13 protein-coding genes are annotated in these 17,215 nt (G+C 67.4%); 2 read left to right on the top strand and 11 right to left on the bottom strand.

Features of this window, described 5'->3' with window-relative positions:
- Nucleotides 1-18: 18 nt before the first annotated feature.
- The 3 genes from FNM00_RS11985 to FNM00_RS11975 all read right to left on the bottom strand — a co-directional run bounded on the left by FNM00_RS11985 (nt 19) and on the right by FNM00_RS11975 (nt 3,950).
- Nucleotides 19-2,070 (bottom strand): acyltransferase family protein, encoded by a 2,052-nt coding sequence (locus FNM00_RS11985; protein ID WP_143913782.1) that lies wholly within the window; start codon nt 2,068-2,070, stop codon nt 19-21.
- 192 nt (nt 2,071-2,262) lie between these two features.
- Complete coding sequence (locus tag FNM00_RS11980; protein WP_143913781.1) at nt 2,263-2,460, bottom strand: hypothetical protein; 198 nt, start codon at nt 2,458-2,460, stop codon at nt 2,263-2,265.
- Nucleotides 2,457-3,950, bottom strand: a complete 1,494-nt coding sequence (locus FNM00_RS11975) for a class I SAM-dependent methyltransferase (protein ID WP_143913780.1) — start codon at nt 3,948-3,950, stop codon at nt 2,457-2,459. The genes FNM00_RS11980 and FNM00_RS11975 overlap by 4 nt, the downstream gene beginning before the upstream one ends.
- 67 nt (nt 3,951-4,017) lie before the next feature.
- On the opposite strand from FNM00_RS11975, the gene FNM00_RS11970 reads away from it, so the two are divergent.
- Nucleotides 4,018-7,674, top strand: coding sequence for a bifunctional glycosyltransferase/CDP-glycerol:glycerophosphate glycerophosphotransferase (locus tag FNM00_RS11970; protein WP_185973116.1), 3,657 nt, complete (start codon nt 4,018-4,020; stop codon nt 7,672-7,674).
- Nucleotides 7,675-7,723: 49 nt separating this feature from the next.
- On the opposite strand, the gene FNM00_RS11965 is transcribed toward FNM00_RS11970, so the two are convergent.
- The 4 genes from FNM00_RS11965 to FNM00_RS11950 form a co-directional block, all read right to left on the bottom strand.
- Nucleotides 7,724-8,422, bottom strand: coding sequence for a class I SAM-dependent methyltransferase (locus FNM00_RS11965; RefSeq protein WP_143913778.1), 699 nt, complete (start codon nt 8,420-8,422; stop codon nt 7,724-7,726).
- A complete protein-coding gene (locus FNM00_RS11960; RefSeq protein ID WP_143913777.1) occupies nt 8,412-9,863 on the bottom strand; it encodes a polysaccharide pyruvyl transferase family protein in 1,452 nt (483 codons plus the stop codon). The genes FNM00_RS11965 and FNM00_RS11960 overlap by 11 nt, the downstream gene beginning before the upstream one ends.
- Before the next feature lie 49 nt (nt 9,864-9,912).
- Complete coding sequence (locus FNM00_RS11955) at nt 9,913-11,319, bottom strand: bifunctional cytidylyltransferase/SDR family oxidoreductase (protein ID WP_221933707.1); 1,407 nt, start codon at nt 11,317-11,319, stop codon at nt 9,913-9,915.
- A gap of 61 nt (nt 11,320-11,380) precedes the next feature.
- Entirely contained in the window at nt 11,381-12,205 is an 825-nt protein-coding gene (locus FNM00_RS11950; protein WP_246065165.1) for a siderophore-interacting protein, read from the bottom strand.
- Between the two features lie 84 nt (nt 12,206-12,289).
- Here FNM00_RS11950 and FNM00_RS11945 point away from each other — a divergent pair, with 84 nt between their 5' ends.
- Nucleotides 12,290-14,239 (top strand): M13 family metallopeptidase, encoded by a 1,950-nt coding sequence (locus FNM00_RS11945; protein ID WP_143913774.1) that lies wholly within the window; start codon nt 12,290-12,292, stop codon nt 14,237-14,239.
- 9 nt (nt 14,240-14,248) lie between these two features.
- Here FNM00_RS11945 and FNM00_RS11940 read toward each other — a convergent pair whose 3' ends face one another.
- From FNM00_RS11940 to eno, 4 genes are all read right to left on the bottom strand, one after another.
- Complete coding sequence (locus tag FNM00_RS11940; protein ID WP_143913773.1) at nt 14,249-14,692, bottom strand: hypothetical protein; 444 nt, start codon at nt 14,690-14,692, stop codon at nt 14,249-14,251.
- Nucleotides 14,693-14,855: 163 nt separating this feature from the next.
- Entirely contained in the window at nt 14,856-15,332 is a 477-nt protein-coding gene (locus tag FNM00_RS11935) for a DUF501 domain-containing protein (RefSeq protein WP_143913876.1), read from the bottom strand.
- Between the two features lie 20 nt (nt 15,333-15,352).
- The gene (locus tag FNM00_RS11930; RefSeq protein ID WP_246065164.1) at nt 15,353-15,739 is read right to left on the bottom strand and encodes an FtsB family cell division protein; all 387 of its coding nucleotides are present in this window, start codon (nt 15,737-15,739) and stop codon (nt 15,353-15,355) included.
- Between the two features lie 188 nt (nt 15,740-15,927).
- Nucleotides 15,928-17,205 (bottom strand): phosphopyruvate hydratase, encoded by a 1,278-nt coding sequence (gene eno / locus FNM00_RS11925; protein WP_143913772.1) that lies wholly within the window; start codon nt 17,203-17,205, stop codon nt 15,928-15,930.
- Nucleotides 17,206-17,215: the final 10 nt, after the last annotated feature.

Raw genomic sequence — 17,215 nt, 5'->3', positions numbered from 1 at the left:
GTCCCCCGGCGGACACCGCTACTTGAACAGCCCAGGAAGTGCTTCGTGCAGAGCGTCGCGGATGTGCAACTGCAGCGATCGGGCATAGCTCGATGACAGATGATCGGTGTCGCGGTAGATCAGCACATTGCCCTCCACGACCTCGCAACGCTCGAGCCCGCAGAAGGCATCGGTGAGATCGATCGGGAGGACATTGGCTGGGAGATTCCGGACCTCCTCGAGGGGATTGACGGGCGACATGACGTCCAGTCGAGCTTGACCGCATGGCTCGGTGGCTCCATCATGTCGCTCAATACAGGCCGGGACGGGTTCGAAGAAGCGCGGAGTGCCCCGAACAGGGAGGACGGGCACATCGACTGCGTCTAGTGCACCCCAGGCCGCCACCTGCTCCTCAGACACATGTTCGTCGACCTCGGGATCGGGGTTAGTGCGGGTGCCCTCGGTGATCACGGCATCGGGTTGGATATCCATGATGCGATCGAGGACATTGTCGTTCCAGCTGACGCACATCGCCCGCTCCGACACGGGGCCGTCACCCCACTGCGCGAAACGGCAATCATTACGAAACATCGTGATCAGCTGCCAGCCCTCCGCCTCCGCTACCGGCTTCACCGCCGAGTACCAGTGAGTCACATGCGAGGCGCCCACCATCACGATGGTCTTGCCGCTGCGCGGCGCATTCTCCAGACGGCATTCGAGCACCGTATCGGTTCCCGGCAGATCCTCCCAGGGCTGAATGCAGTTGCGCTCGTAGAGTTCAACCTCAAAATCCTCCCCAGCGTCGGCGGGCGAGGGCTGGAACCCTACTTCAAGAGGTACGTTCACATCATCGTCCCGGAGGGCCCGCGCACCGGGGAAGTCCGCTTGGGACGCCTCCAGTCGATCGAGCGCCGCCCGCCGCTCCCACTGGAGCGTGTTGACATAGACTGCGGCGCTGCCGGCGACGACCGTCGTGGCGACGGCAAGCACCATCAACGATCGCACCGGGAACAACCGCGACCGGTGCCGGTGCAGTGGCCGGGAGACCCAGCGGTCTGTCAGCCCCGCCAATGCCACCGACAGGACGAGCACACCCAGCGCACCGCGAACTCCTACAGCCGGCTGGGCCCTGTATTCCAGGTAGAAGATCAGCACCGGCCAATGCCAGAGATACAGGGGGTAGGACACTGCGGCCAAGAACACCAGTGGACGGAGCTCCAAGAGTCGCAACGGCCCGGTTCCGTCGGGGGCTCCGGAGCTGACGATGACCAGGACGGCCCCCACAACGGGCCACAGCGCCCACGGACCTGGGAAGAGGGCACCTCCGTCGAGCACGAATCCACAGGAGACGATGAGCGCCAGACCGGTCCAGCCGAGAGCGCCGCGCAGACGGGCGGGCGGCAGCAATCGGTGCTGGATCAAGGCGAGGATACCGCCGACACCGAGCTGCCAGAACCGCGTCCAGGAGGAGAAGTACGCCACGGGCTGCTCGAGGCCGACGAGGATAGTCGCCCAGATCGCGGAGGCGGCCGTCGTGGACAGCAGGACGAACAGCACGACGCGTCCGGCCGGCTGGCCGGCGCGTCGAGCGAGCCCGACCGCCGCCGCGACGACGACCGGCCACGCCACGAAGAACTGTCCCTGGATCGAGAGGGACCAGAAATGCTGAAGCGGACTCGTCTCGGGACCCGCCGCACCGTAGACGAGTTGTGACCCGATCAGTTCCCAGTTCTCCAGGAACAAGGCGGAGGCGACGATCTCGCGCAGGTTCTGATCCCACAGTGAACGGGGTGTGATCATGAGCGTGAGCAACGCTGTCGCTATCAACACGATCAGCGCCGGCGGGACCAGCTTGAGAAACACATTGCGGTACTGGACGCGCAGAACGATGCCCTCGGGCTCAGATGCCCGCCGCATCAACGATGCGGTCAGCAGGTAACCCGAAACGAAGAGGAAGACATCGACCCCTCCCGAGACTCGACCATTGCCGACGACGTGGAACAGCACGACCAGCGTCAGCGCCAGCCCGCGGACACCCTCAATCTCGGGGATACGACGTCGCCTCGGGGCGCCGGTCGGAGGAGCAACCATCACAGCTCACCCACTAAATACACCGGAGAGCAGGCTGCACAAATGTGCAGCCGAGGAGGGCGAGAGCGGTCGCTGTCGAGGGCTATGCAGCTGCGCCGGAGAACGGACCATACACTCGCTTCGACGGCGTCACGCAACGCGCGACGGCTCGGGCAAACGCCGCCGAGTCTATCAAGTCCACGACACGGCGCGTCAGTCGCCGTGTGACAGACGCTCTACCACGAGGTCGGCGATCTCGGCGACCCGCAGGCTGTCTCGGCGCAGTTGGTTGTTCTCCTTGCGCAACGTCGCCACCTCGTCCTCCAGCGCTCGGACGCGCTGGTTCAGCTGCCGCCAGCCTGACAGCCGACGGCGAGCGCCGCGCGCGAGACGGGTGATCTCGCTTCTCATCGACGGCCCCCTCTCGAGCGGATCTCCCAGGTACCGATCCCCTCTTCGAGGTCCAACCGCACCGCAGCGAGGTCGTATTGCCGTGCTGTCATCTCCACCGCTTCCGTCTCCACATGCCAGGTCGTCGGGTCGTCGTAGTCATAGTCGTCGGCGAGGGTGTGGTTCATCGTGACGACGGCCTCTCCGTCGTTGCCGAGCACCCAGCGCAACCACTGGCTCACGTGATGGCGGCCCGAGTGCGTCATGCCGTCCAGTAGCCGCGAGGCGACGGCCAGCACACGCCTGTTCTCACGCCGCACGTCGATCGCGTAGGACATAACCTGGCGCCGGTCGTAGAGGTTCACGGTGTCCGCACGCAAGGTCAGTGCCCGTTCGCCCGCCATCTGGCGCAGTCGCGAGATGGCGGCCTCCGCATAGTCGACCGCCCACACGTCTAGGCCGTGCTCCGCCAGATCCACTGCAGCGGCACCGAGTCCACAACCTAGGTCGACGATGAGGTCACCGGGCCGGGCCCGCTCCATCACGAGTTCCGCGAGTCGACCGGGAACGTCGAGCTGATCGGTCGCGTAGCGGGCATTCCAGTACTCGCGGTGGGTGTTCTGCGACCCGAACCAACCGTGGAAACGGCGCACCGTATCGATCGGGGTCTCGAAGCGGAAGGACGGGTCCGGGCGACGCCAGTTCGGTCCGTAACAGGCCGCGAGCCACGCTTCGGGATTTGCCGGCGCGGCAAGCTCGCGGCTCTCCAACACCACCCGCGTGGTCGGAAGGATGTCACGGGCCGACAGTTCCGCCGTGCGCATGTGGATGGGCTCACAGAACTCACCGTCGGTGATGAACGCCGTAAAGATGTCGATGTAGAAGTCCGGCAGTCCCGGCTCGCCGCCGAAGCAGACCTGCACGTGCGCGGCACTGTGCCGCACCACGCGATAACCGCGTGAAGCGAGGTCGCGCTCCATCACGAAGCTCGCCGCCGCGACATCGGCCGGCGATTCCTCCCGGCAGAACCACGCGATGTCGGCGTCATCGTCGTGCCCGAGCATCCGCCGATCACGCACTGCGCCGAGGAGCGTTCCACCGACGACGAAAGCCTCATAGCCCAACGAGTGGAGGACGCCCAACAGGTGCTCGAGCTCGTCGAGGAACCACCGCCGCTCATTGGGCTCCATCAGCTCCCATGGCCGCGCAGGACGTCCCCACTTGTTGAGCGCGACGATACGCCCTCGCTGATCGACCAAGTCGGCCGGTCCCTGACCACCGAACTCCAGCCGGCCCGACCAGTGCGAGCGACCGAGACGGTCAATCAACTCCACGACGACCGGAGCGTTGAGCCCCGTCGTCAGCGCCACGGGCCAGGTCACGAAGCCTTCTCGGGGCGTGATGGACCAGACCCGCCGGCCACCCACCATCACGTCCAGCTGGACGCCGAGCACACCGAGGCGATCGGCGTCGATGCCCTCGACGGTCACCAGGCTCGGTCGGACTTCCACCCGCACGACCGTACTGCATCGCGCCGGACCGACGATCGTCTTCCCACGTGCCCTAGGCTCGTGTGCTGTGAGCAACGCAGCCCAGTGGCGTACCAGCGCCCTCGACGTCCTCGCCCACGAGAACCTGCTCGGAGCGCGCAACGCCGCACGTCGCGCCCTCTGGCTCGGCGAGGGTCTGCGGCAACGCGTCGCCCTCAACGTCGACGACGCGCCGATCGTGCCCGGGCTGCTGAGCGTGGTCGTACCGGCCTACGGCGTCGAGGCCTATATCGAGGAGACACTCGACTCACTCTCCCGCCAGGACTACCGCTCGATCGAGATCATCGTCGTCGACGACGGCTCGCCGGATCGCACGCGCGACGTCGTCCGCCGCTACCAGCGACGCGACCCGCGGGTGAAGATGGTGCGCAAGCAGAACCAGGGTCTCGGCGCGGCTCGCAACACCGGGATCGAGCACGCACGAGGCGAGTTCCTGGCCTTCCTCGACAGCGATGACACGGTCGACCGGTTCGTCTATCGCGAGGCCGTCGACTCGCTCCGCGCCACCGGATCGGATTTCGCCGTGACCCCCTACCGGCGCATCGTCAAGGGGCAGTTACGCTCTGCCGCCTGGTGGATCAACGAGGCCCACGCCCGCTACCGCCCGGCCTGCACCCTGGACGACTTCCCGGCGATCATGGTCAACGCCGTCGCCTGGACCAAGATCTACCGTCGCGAGTTCTGGAACCGGCAGGGCTTCAGCTTTCCGGCCGGCGTGCTCTATGAGGACCAGGAGGTCTCGACACGCGCCTACGCCGAGGCGAGCAGCTTCGACGTGATGCCCCGCATCGGGCTGAACTGGCGGATCCGTGACGACCGGTCGTCCATCACCCAGCAGGTCGTGTCGCTGCGCAACATCGTCGACCACTGGAAGGCGGCCGAGGACAGCCTCGCCGTGCTGCGCGATGGACAGGTTCCCGAGGCCTACCGCGAGCGGCTCCTGCAGTACCTGAACTTCAACATGAGCGAATTCCTGCCCCAAATCCGCGCCATGGACGACGAGTCGTGGGACGCGTTCCGGCAGGCGGTGTCCTCGCTGCTCGCGCAGCTGCCGCCCGGCTCCTGGCAGGACGTGGACGCGCGCGCCAAGGTGATGCTGACGCTCGTGCGCCAGGATGACCGAGCCGGAGCGCTGCGCTTCCTGCAGGAAAGCGGCTGGGACCGTCATCGCTTCAGCGGAAACGTCGTGGGCGATCAGATCATCGGCAATCTCCCCCTCCGGCAGAATCCCTCGCTACCCGCCGACGCCTTCCACCTCAGCCCCGAGGAGACGAAGCTCGTCGCGATCCTGCGCGAGGCGCACTCCGACGTCGAGGAGGGACGCTTCACGTTGCGCGTCCTGGCGTTCATCGACGGCATCGACTGCGAGCGGTATCCCCAGGACGTCGAAGTCACGCTCGTCGACGAGCGTTCGGGAGCCGAGGTGCGTGCGGCGATGTCCCGCGAGCCCCATCCCGAGGATGCTCTCCGGCACACCCGCCCCTATGCCGATGTCGGACGTCAGTCGTGGCGGGCGAGCTTCGACATCGCACCTCTGCTCAGCGGGCGCCACTGGCACATCCTCGTCACCGCGCGAGTGGAGGGCCTCGAACGGCAGCGTCCGCTCGGCTTCGACGCGCGTTCGCCGATGGTCGATCCTCGCTGGGTCGTCGGCGACGTCCGCTACTCCCTACTGGCCGACGAGGACGGTCATCTGTTCCTCGCGTCGACGGCGCTGGACCAGTTGGCGGTCACGAGCATGCGCGTGGCTGACAACACCGTCGACGTGCACCTCGTGGTCGACGACGGCCAAGTCGCCGAGCTCTCCTGGCGTGACATCGACGATCGACTGAGCCTGCCGCGCGGCATCACCCCCGTTCAAGGTCGCGGCCAGGTGTCGGTACGTATGGCCCTGCCCCGCACCTTGAGCGATCCGGAGGGACTGCGTCAGACCTTCGTCCTACAGGCGCGCCCCGGTCGCGGCGAGTGGCGGACGCTGCCGTTGCGCCAGGTGACGGCGGACTATGATCACGCCTCCGGCTGGTCGGTGCGGCCGCACTGGCCTTCGCTGCAGCTGGCCACCGCCGGCGCCTACGGCGAACGGCCGGTGCTGCCGGGCGATGCGACGCTCGTACGGCATCGCGCCGCCGCCATCGTCGACTCCATCGAGTTGGTCGATGACGCCATCGAGATCGGTGGAGCCCTTCTGCCGGCCGGCGCGGAGGCCGACGAGGCGGTCCTGAACGTCCGATCACAGCGGATGCCCGCGAGCTGGCAGCCCACTGGAGACGGCCGCGTCGTCCTGCGGGCGCCGTTGCACCACGACCAATGGGGCCTTGGTACTCGCTCCGTTCCGACCGGTCCCCAGACCATCGGCGCCGTCACTGGCGACGACGCCGTCGGGCTCGACGTCGAGGACGCCCTCGCGACCGCCTTCCCGCTGGAGATCTACTCGCCAGACCTGCTGCTGATCTACTACCGGTCCGACGAGACCGAACTCGTGGCCAACGGACACGCTCCACTCCCGGTCGGCGACCGCGAGCGCGGAAACTCGATCCGGCTGCGCGAGGAGACCGCCGCACTGACCGGCGTGGCGTCCCGCCCGATGGCGCTTTTCCGCAGCCTCTACGGCGAGGTGGCGAACGACTCCGCGCTCGCCACTCACGAGCGGCTCTTGGAACGCGGTACCGACCTCGACCTCGTCTGGGCGGTCCGCGACGGATCCGTCCCTGTGCCGCCGGGCGGACGCCCGGTTCTGGAGAACAGTCGCGAGTACTTCGAGGCATTCCGTCAAGCGACCTATCTCATGGTCAACGTCCACCAGCCCGATTGGCACGAGCGCCCCGAGGGGCAGACGATCATCGAGACCTTCCATGGCTACCCGTTCAAGCAGAACGGCGTGACCTGGTGGGAGACCCTCGGCTTCACGCCCGAACGCATCGCGTCGTTCTTCCGCCGCGCGCGCGAGTGGGACTATCTCGTCTCCCCCGCTGCCTACGCCACCTCGCCGCTCTTGGAGTTCTTTCCCGATCGTGATCCCGGTCCCACCCGAATCCTCGAGATCGGGTACCCACGCAATGACGTGCTCTTCGGCGAGCGCGCCTCGGCTCTTCGCGCCGACACGCGCCGGCGGCTGGGGTTGCGCAACGATCAGATCGCCGTCCTCTACGGTCCGACCTTCCGCGACTACGCCTCGGCGGACGACATGACGGCCGCCATGGTCGACTTCCTGGACTACCAGAAGATCATCGACCACTTCAGAGACCGCGTCGTGATCCTCGGCCGTGGTCACCCGTTCAATGCGAGGTCGGGCACCGAGCTGGCCCGGCATGTGCTCAACGTGACCGACTATCCCGACATCAACGACCTCATCGTCGCCTCCGATGCCGCCGTCCTGGACTACTCATCGTTACGTTTCGACTATGCCTTGACCCGCAAGCCGATGATCTTCCTGGTGCCCGACCGCGAGCAGTACTTCGCCGGGCGGACGGGATTCATCCCCTACGAGCCGACCGCTCCCGGCCCCTGGGTGGACACCACTGAGGAGGTCATCGGCTTCCTCGAGAACCTTGAGGCCGCCAACCGGGCTCAGGCCGCGGAGCGCGAGCGGTTCATTTCGACGTTCATGGAGCTCGAGGACGGCCACGCGACCGACCGGCTGCTCGACGAGGTCTTCGTCCCCCGCGGGCACGCCGGGGGGCGCTGAGCGGCGCGTCCGCCCCGCCTCTGCCCAGAACGCGGTCCAGAGGTAGCGGTCAGGAGGGCTCGGGCCAGATGCGCACGATGGTGCTGCCCAGCAGATCCTGGTGCTCCCAGTTCAACCTGCCGAACTCACGCAGCCAAGTCTCGAGATGACGCCGGTGCTGCTCGGCGTCGGCGTCGAAGGTCCCGTACAGCTTGCTCGGTGTCAAGGCGATGATCTTCAGATCCTTGAGGATCGCGGCCTCCCAGATCGCCGCCGCGGTGCCGGGCGTGTGGACCGATCGGTAGTCATCGAAGGCGATGACCGCCCCCGCCTTGGCCAGGCGCTGTGCCGACTGCGCATCGGTGGCCACGTGCTCGTAGAGATGAGAGCCGTCGATGTGCAGGAACCGCGCCGAGGAGGGCGCGACGTGGTCGACGATGGTCGAGCTGAGTGCCTGAACGATCACCGGAGGCCGATCGTGGAAATGGGCATAGTTCTCCTCGAACTTGGCACGAGTCAACCCGCGGTACGATCCAGCGTTCTCACGCTCGTTCGCCTCGTCGGTCTGTGCGTCCTCGCCGAACAGATCGATCACCGTGAACGTCTCATCGTCTCGGAGGTGGTCACCGAGCAGGACGGCGCTCTTGCCCAGATAGGCACCGATCTCCACCAGATCGCCGAAGGGCTCCACCGCCCGGTGAGAGAGGAAATGGCCGAAGACCTGTTGATCCGTCCAGCTGAACCAGCCCGGGATATCGCTACGCTTCATCACGGTTCACTCTAGACCCTCGCCCGGCGGCGCCATGCGGCAACGGCAACCGGCGCGCCCGCCGGGCCAGCGCAGCCGCCAGCCGGCGCGGCGAACGCACGATGTCGAGGAGCTCGCGAAAGCCACGGCGACGCCGGACCGCCCATTCGGGCAGATGCTCCCGTAGCTCATCCGGCACATCCGAGCTGCCGTGCCGGCGCAGCCACCGCAGGCGCTCGGCGAACCGCTCCGGACCACCGGCCGTCACCGGACCGACGGCGGCGGGCAGGGAGACCGCGCGCATCTGCTCCTGGAACACCGTCGTCTCGCGGTCGAAGCCGTGCGCGAGGTCGTGACGCTCCAGGAACCGGACGTACCGCCGCAGGTTCTGCTTGTGCGCACGGTTGAAGCGGTCGGCATCGACCTGCTCGTACAGCTCACGACACGTCAGGCCCGCCTCGAGCTCCGAGAGCCGGGTCCGCGGAAGGGCATGGACCTCCGCGAGCTCGGCGGTGCGCGAGTCGAACGGCAGCACCACCGCCGGCAGGCCGGCCAGAACGGACGCGATCGTCCCGTGGATCCGGTTGCCGACGGCGAAGTCGTAGTCCGCGATGTGATGACGCCAGGTGCGCTCGTCGACGAAGATCCGCGTCCGGTCCTCGTTCAACAGGCGATGACCGGGATGGCGCGGCAGGTCCGGATGACTGGTTTCGGCGAACGGCGCGGCCCACAGCAGGTGGTCGAGATCCTGGTTCTCCTGGGCCACGTAGAGCACATCGTCGAAGTCGTCCACCGTGCGTCGGACGAGGGAGGCGAGCGGCTCCGTTCCCGCGCTGCGGATGCGCGGCGTCAGGTTGAGCACGATGCGGGCATCGTCGCCGAGCCCCTCGGCACAACGAGACATCCGGGCAGGTACGTCGGGGCGGTACAGCGACGGACACCCGATCTGCTCGATCGCGTCGTCGGGGAAGCCCAGCGAGCGCAGGTAGGCCGCGGTCACGGGGCCGCGGACGCCGATCGACGGGCTCCGGTCGAGGACAGCCCGCACAAAGCGCCTCGCCGCCGCGGCAACCTCGGGCGACGAGCTCGGCGGGTCCTCCCCCAGCCGGAACTGGCCACCCACGCCCAACACGGACACCGGCAGGTCGGCACGCTCGATGACGTCGGTCCAGCGGTCCAGCTGCCTGGCAAATCCACCCCGGAAGGCGTTGGCGAAAGGCAGGACCAGGTGATCGAACTCCGCCCGGAGACGGGCGCCGATCCTCACCGGGTCGCCGTTCCGCTCGACCTGGAAGTAGTCGGCCCGCGTCTGGTTCCCTTCCACCCCCAGCGCCGCGAAGACCGCGGTGCTGAACAGCAGGTTGCCGCTATTGGTGCCGAGGACGTTGTGGCTCAGCGTCGTCTCGGGGCTGAGCGGGATCCACGGTTCCTTGCCGGCGCGGATGAGCAGCCTTCGGGGCATCGTCGAGAGGGTGCCTTTCTCACTCGTGGATCGCTGGCCCGGTGCGTCGTCAGTGACCGCCGCCGATGGCCGCCGGACCGTCCTCGCGCCGGATGTCCAGGACGTGTCCGGTCATCGGGGCGGTGAGGATGTCCAACGAACGACGCGCCACTTCCGTGGATGCCAGCAACGTTCCCGAGGGCTCCTCGCCGAACGCCTTCACCCGCATCGGTGTGCCCGTGCGCTCTGGATTGACGCAGTTCACGCGCACCTCGCCGGACCACTCGTCGGCGAGCGCCTGGGTCAGGTTCACCACGGCTGCCTTGGCCGAGGAGTAGAGGGAGTATCCCTTGCGTCCGCGGGTGTAGGAGGAAGAGGTGAACATCAGCAAAGAACCCCCGGCACGGGCGAGGTGCGGGTAAAACTCCTGGGCGATGAAGATCGGCCCGAGGTAGTTGACCTCGGTAGCCGAGTAGATCGTCTCCTCCGTCGTCTCGGCGAGGTCACCCAGCGGCAGGATGCCTGCGGTGTTGACGACATAGTCGATGTGATCGACCTCGGCGAGGACCGTGCGTGCCGCGGCGACGACATCCTCGCGACGGTCTACGTGGGTCCTGGTCGACGAACGCGAGAAAGAGAACACACGAGCACCGAAGCTCTCGGCCAGTTCCGCGATATCGGCCCCGATACCGTAGGAGCCACCGAAGACCACGACCGTCTTGCCCTCGAGGGCGGCCCGGTACTGGTCATCGTCAAGTTCCTCGGGCGACTCGGCGGAGGTCAGCTGGAAGAGCTTGTCGGCGATATAGACGTCGATGGGCTCGGTGACCTTCATGTTTCGTTCATGACCGCGCACCACAGCGATCGGCACATCGGGGCGATACCTCAGCACCACCGTGCAGTCATCCGTCGCGGTGAAGTCGGGATCTTTCCATGCCTTCTCATAGGCCGATGCGATCACCGAGCGACGGAATGCCTGGGGAGTCTGGCCGCGGCGCAACAGGTGGCGTGGCAGCACGTCAGAGATGGCGTCGCGCTCATCGACGGAGATGACGGTATCGGCCGAGGGAATGGCGGTGTCGACGGCCTCATAGCTGTCGAGAGCTCGCACCACATCGCCGATGATCTTCTGCGACACGAGCGGACGCACCGCGTCGTGGAACAGGACGTTGCATTCCTCAGTGCCTAGCGCCTCGAGAGCGATACTCGTCGTCTCGTTGCGCGTCGAGCCACCCTCGAGGATGCGGGTGACTTTGGCGTAAGCGCCGGCACGGACGATCTCGCGGATCGGATCCAGATGGCCGGGAGTCATGAGAACGACGATCTCGTCGATCTCCGCGGCGGACTCAAAGGCGGCGATCGTGTGCTCAATAATCGTCTTACCGGCGATCTTGATGAGCTGCTTGGGGATGGACAGCCCCACTCTGGTGCCGGTTCCACCGGCCAGGATCACGGCGACATTACGCAAACCACTCACCCGGCCGACCCTACCGGGCCTTCTGGGGGCGGTGACGGAGTGACCCACCAGCGCGCATAACTCAGGAGCTGGGGCGCATGACGGCATCGGCCTGGGTCGACTTCCACTCGCGGAAGCCCTCCTCGGTCACCCCGTGACGCCAGTAGGCGGAGACCGAGAGGTCGGCTCGATCGACGCGCCCGTCCAGCAGATAGGGGCGCACGGTCTTCAGCAGCGCCGACTCGCCGTGCACGAAGGCCTGGACACGACCCTGCGGCCACGTCCACCCGCGCACCGCGGCGTCGAGCAGATCGGTCGTGCCCGGATGCGACGGCGCACGATGGAGCCAGCGCAGATCGAGATCCGCCACCGTGGAGAACCTGAGCTGGTCGGCCGGACCGTCGACCTCGAGGAAGGCCGTCGCCGACGCGCCGGAGGGCAGCCGCTCGAGTGCCGCAGCGATCGCCGGCAGGGCCGACTCGTCACCGATGAAGAGATGATGGTCGGCCTCGGGCTTCGGCGCGTACGCACCGCCCGGGCCGCGTGCGTGGATCCGATCCCCTGGCTTCGCCTGCGCGGCCCAGGGGCCGGCGAGACCTTCGTCGCCGTGCACGACGAAGTCGATCGCGAGCTCGCGCGCTTCGAGATCCACCCATCGCACCGTGTAGGTGCGCAGGATCGGGCGCGCCTCGGCGGGCATCGTCTCGCGGACCACCGCGAGGTCGAGCGGTTCGGGATAGTCGAATCCATCGCGCAGGAAGGCGAGCTTGACGTACTTGTCCGTGGCGTCGATGTCGCGCTCCGCGAAGTCCTCGAATCCCGGGCCACCGAGAATCACCCTCCGCAGACGAGGAGCGAGTTCCTCGGTGCGCTGTACGACGAGTTCGACCGCGATATTCTTCGACACGTCGGTAAGCCTACCCTTCCTTGCCTGATCGGAAGACGCCGTCCGTCGGGTTCGATGCATGCCCTCCGCTGTTAGCCTGACGACGTGACGCATGGACTCGACCCGGCTTCCTTCGACCCGCAGATCCGCCCGCAGGACGATCTCTTCCGCTACGTCAACGGCCCCTGGCTGCGCGACGCTCCCATCGCGCCGGACCGGGCCACCGCAGGCGCCTTCGTCAGCCTGGTCGACGACGCCGAGCAGATCGTCCGCACCATCATCGAACGATGCGCCGAAGCGGCGGAGTCCGACGAGGAGCGCACGATCGGCGCCTTCTACGCCAGCTTCATGGACACCGAACGGGTCGAGGAGCTGGGCGCCTCGCCGCTGACCGCCGATCTCGAACGCGTCGACGAGATCGCCTCGGTGCCCGATCTGGTCACCACCATGGGAGCACTCGAACGCTCGGGCATCGCGAGCGTCATCGGCATGTACATCGCCCCGGACCGCGGCAACCCGGACCGCTACATCACGCACATCGTGCAGAGCGGCCTCGGCCTGCCCGACGAGTCCTACTACCGCGAGGACCAGTTCGCGCCGGTGCGCGAGGGCTATGTGGCGCATGTCGAGCGCATGCTCGAACTGGCCGGCCTCGACGACGCATCGCAGCGCGCCGCCCGCGTCATGGACCTCGAGACGCGCATCGCCGCACTGCACTGGGACCGTGTCGCCATCCGCGACGCCCAGAAGACCTACAACCCGCGCAGCATGGACCAGCTCGCCGCGGCACTGCCCGGTTTCGAGTGGAAGGCCTGGCTCGCGGCCGCCGAGATCGACCCGGCCGTCCTCGCCGAGGTCATCGTGTCGCAGCCGTCGTACCTCGAGGGCCTCGCCGATCTGCTCACCGAGGCTCTTCTCCCCGCCTGGGGCGACTGGCTGCGCTGGCAGGTCGTCCACGCGGCCGCCCCGTATCTCTCCGGGGACTTCGTCGACGAGAACTTCGCCTTCTACGGCACGACCCTGCAGGGCACCGACGAGCTGCGTCCTCGCTGGAAGCGCGGCGTGAGCTTCGTCGAGGGCGCGATGGGCGAGGCGATCGGCAAGATCTACGTGCGCAGCGAGTTCCCTCCCTCCTCCAAGGAGCGGATGACCGAGCTGATCGGGAACCTCATCGAGGCGTACCGCCGCTCCATCAGCGAGCTGACCTGGATGAGCGAGGAGACCAAGAAGCGCGCGCACGAGAAGCTCGACGCCTTCACGCCGAAGATCGGCCATCCGGAGACCTTCCGCGACTACTCGTCCCTCTCGGCCGACCCGGACGATCTGCTGGGCAACGCCCGCCGTTCGCTCTCCTTCGCGATGGATCGCGAGTTGGAGAAGATCGGGCAGCCCATCGACCGCGACGAGTGGTACATGACCCCTCAGACGGTGAACGCCTACTACAACCCGACGATGAACGAGATCGTGTTCCCCGCCGCGATCCTGCAGTGGCCGTTCTTCTCCCCCGACGCCGACGATGCCGTCAACTACGGCGCCATCGGAGCGGTGATCGGCCACGAGATCGGCCACGGTTTCGACGACCAGGGCTCGCAGTACGACGGCACGGGCGCCCTCCGTAACTGGTGGACCGATGACGACCGGGCGGCCTTCGAGCAGCTCACGGGCTCGTTGATCGCCCAGTACGACGAGCTCTCGCCGGAGAACGCGGACGGCCAGACCGTCAACGGAGCGCTGACGATCGGCGAGAACATCGGCGACCTCGGCGGCCTCGGCATCGCCTACCGGGCCTACCTGATCGCCCGCGGCGACACCGCGCCGGAGCCGATCGACGGTCTCACCGACGTGCAGCGCTTCTTCCTAGCCTGGGCGCAGGCCTGGCAGAGCAAGGTGCGCCCGGCCGAGACCATCCGCCGCCTGACCGTCGACCCGCACTCCCCGCCGGAGTTCCGCTGCAACCAGGTGGTGAGCAATATCGACGCCTTCTACGACGCCTTCGGGGTCACCGAGGACGACGACCTCTGGCTCGACCCCGCCGATCGCGTCACCATCTGGTGAAACCGGTGTTCAGCCGATGAGATAGACGATGCCGTTTCCCGCGCGGGCGGTATCGACGACGAAGTGCTGGACCCGGGTGAGAAAGGCCATCACGCCGGCGATCTCCTCATCACGGAACATCGCGCACACGTCCTTCTCCCCCACTAGCACCAGATCCGCGGCGATCTCCGACACCTCGTCCGGCTCCAGTACACGGATACAGGGCACCCACGATGCATCGTCACCTGGATGTCGTGCGTCCCCCGCGAACAGCCGAGAGGAGGGGCGCGGCTCAGCGCCGCCCGTGGTCAACCGGTACAGCTGGCGCCGGCGCTGGTCCAGCCCGACGATCGAGCCATCGGAGCGGCTGGCACCGCCGGTCGACGGGTCGGCCGACAGGAACAGACTCGGATCGTGCCGCGCGAGACCGATGAAGTGCGGCTCTACCTGGTAGGCGTAATAGCGGATTCCCATGGCGAAAGGTGACGGCCGCACCACCGCCGCGGTGGCGCTGACACGGATCTGTGGACGGCCAGAGGGCCCAGGAGATCTGTGGACCTCCCGTGTGGTGTGGTCTCGATACGGTCGCTCGCGGAGCGAGCTTCCTACTCGACCACCGAGGGGCGGGGCGAGCTCCCTACTCGACCACCGAGGGGTCGGCGCAGGAGGAGTTCGTCCACCAGTCGCCCAGCAGGGCGATGGCTTCGTCACCGAGCGGATTGACCCCGGGCCCCTTGGCCAGCGAGTGGCCCACCAGCACGTGCAGGCACTTCACGCGGGTCGGCATGCCGCCGGCGGTGATCCCGTCGATCTCCTCGACATGGCCGAGCGCCTCTCGCTCGGCCAGATACGCCTCATGGGCTGATCGATAGGCGGCCGCGAGATCAGCGTCCTCGGTGAGCCGCTGCGACATCTCGGCCATGAGGCCGGAGGCTTCCAAGGTGCCGATGGCACCGGCCAGCCGCGGACAGGTCAGGTAGTAGAGCGTGGGGAACGGAGTGCCATCGGGAAGCCGCGGCTCGGTCTTGACCACATTCGGGTGCCCGGACGGACAGCGTGACGACACCTCGACGATGGCCCTCGGCGGCCGCCCCAACTGCTCGGCGATCGTCATCAGGTCGTCATCGCTCAAGGTCACGGATTCTCCAGTACGTCGTCGGGACGCGCCTCTTCCTGCGGATCCGGCGGGTTGCCGGCCTGTTCGACGCTCCCCCACAGTTTGCCGTACCAGGGATCGTCCGCCGCGGTGGGAGGCTCCTCCAGACGGCCCACCTCGCCCTGCAGCTGGCCGTCGATACCGACGACGCGGTAGCCGACCTCGCCCGGCAGCACCCACCCGAAGCGATCCCGTGCCTGTTGCTTGATGAACGCCGGATCGTCCCAGCGGTCGATCTCATCGTGGAGATCGTCGATATCCTGCTCGGCCTGTCGGTTCGCGGCCTTCAACGCCCCGATCTCGCTGCGCTGCTGCCACCAGGCGTGCACCGTGGTGGTGTACGAGGCCACCAGCAGCACGACCACCGCCAACAGGATGATGGCGCGAGCGGTGAACCGCGTCCCCGACGACGGCGGGGCGGAAGGACGCGCCGCCGCCGCGGGGCGACGCGGAGCACTCGTGGTGCTCCGCGTCGCACCCGCCGGTGGCTTGGTCCGGCGCGAGCCGGAAGCCGATCCGCGGGCTGGGGGTCGTCGGGACGCGGCCATCGGCCTCAGCGCGTCAGGCGCGGGAACGCCGACGCACCGGCGTACGCGGCGGCGGGGCCGAGGAGCTCCTCGATCCGCAGCAGCTGGTTGTACTTGGCGACACGGTCGGAACGGGCGGGGGCGCCGGTCTTGATCTGACCGCAGTTGGTCGCCACCGCGAGGTCGGCGATCGTGGTGTCCTCGGTCTCGCCCGAACGGTGGCTCATCATGCACGTGAAGCCCGCGCGATGAGCCAGGTCGACGGCGTCGAGGGTCTCGCTCAGCGAGCCGATCTGGTTGACCTTGACCAGCAGCGAGTTGGCGGCGCCCTCTTCGATACCTCGCGAGAGACGCTCGACATTGGTGACGAACAGATCGTCGCCGACCAGCTGGACCTTGTCGCCCAGCTCGGAGGTGATGGTCGTCCAGCCGCTCCAGTCCTCCTCGTTGAGGGGGTCCTCGATCGACACGATCGGGTAGGACGCGACGAGCTCGGCGTAGTACGCGGTCATCTGCTCCGCGCTGCGGGACTCGCCCTCGAAGGTGTAGACGCCGTCGGACTCGAACTCGCTCGCGGCGACATCCAGCGCGAAGGCGATGTCGGTGCCGACGGTGAGACCGGTCTTCTCGACGGCCTTGGCGATGTAGTCGAGCGCAGCCCGGTTCGAGGACAGATTGGGGGCGAAGCCGCCCTCGTCGCCGAGGCCGGTGGAGAGGCCCTCCTCGTGGAGGACGGCCTTGAGCGCGTGATAGACCTCGGTGCCCTGGCGCAACGCCTCGGCGAAGGTCGGCGCGCCGATGGGGGCGATCATGAACTCCTGGACGTCCACATTGGAGTCCGCATGCGCACCGCCGTTGAGGATGTTCATCATCGGCACCGGCAGGACGTGCGCGTTGGGGCCGCCGACATAGCGGAAGAGCGGCAGGACGGCCGACTCCGCGGCGGCCTTGGCGATCGCCAGGGAGACGCCGAGGATGGCGTTGGCCCCGAAGGTGGCCTTGTTGGGGGTGCCGTCGAGCTCGATCATGACCGAGTCGATCGCGCGCTGGTCGTCGGCGTCGAAATCGCGCAGCGCATCGGCGATGGGGCCGTTGACGGCCTCGACCGCCTTGAGCACGCCCTTGCCGCCGTAACGGTCGCCGCCGTCGCGCAGCTCCACGGCCTCGAACTGGCCCGTCGAGGCACCCGAGGGGACCGCCGCGCGGCCGATCGTGCCGTCGTCGAGCGCGACCTCGACCTCGACGGTCGGGTTGCCTCGCGAGTCGAGGATTTCACGTGCGCCGATGGCATCGATGGTGGCCAAGGCCGTCTCC

The organism is Aeromicrobium piscarium, assembly GCF_007421815.1.
GTDB lineage: Bacteria > Actinomycetota > Actinomycetes > Propionibacteriales > Nocardioidaceae > Aeromicrobium > Aeromicrobium piscarium.
This window is presented reverse-complemented; position numbering and strand designations above follow the sequence as displayed.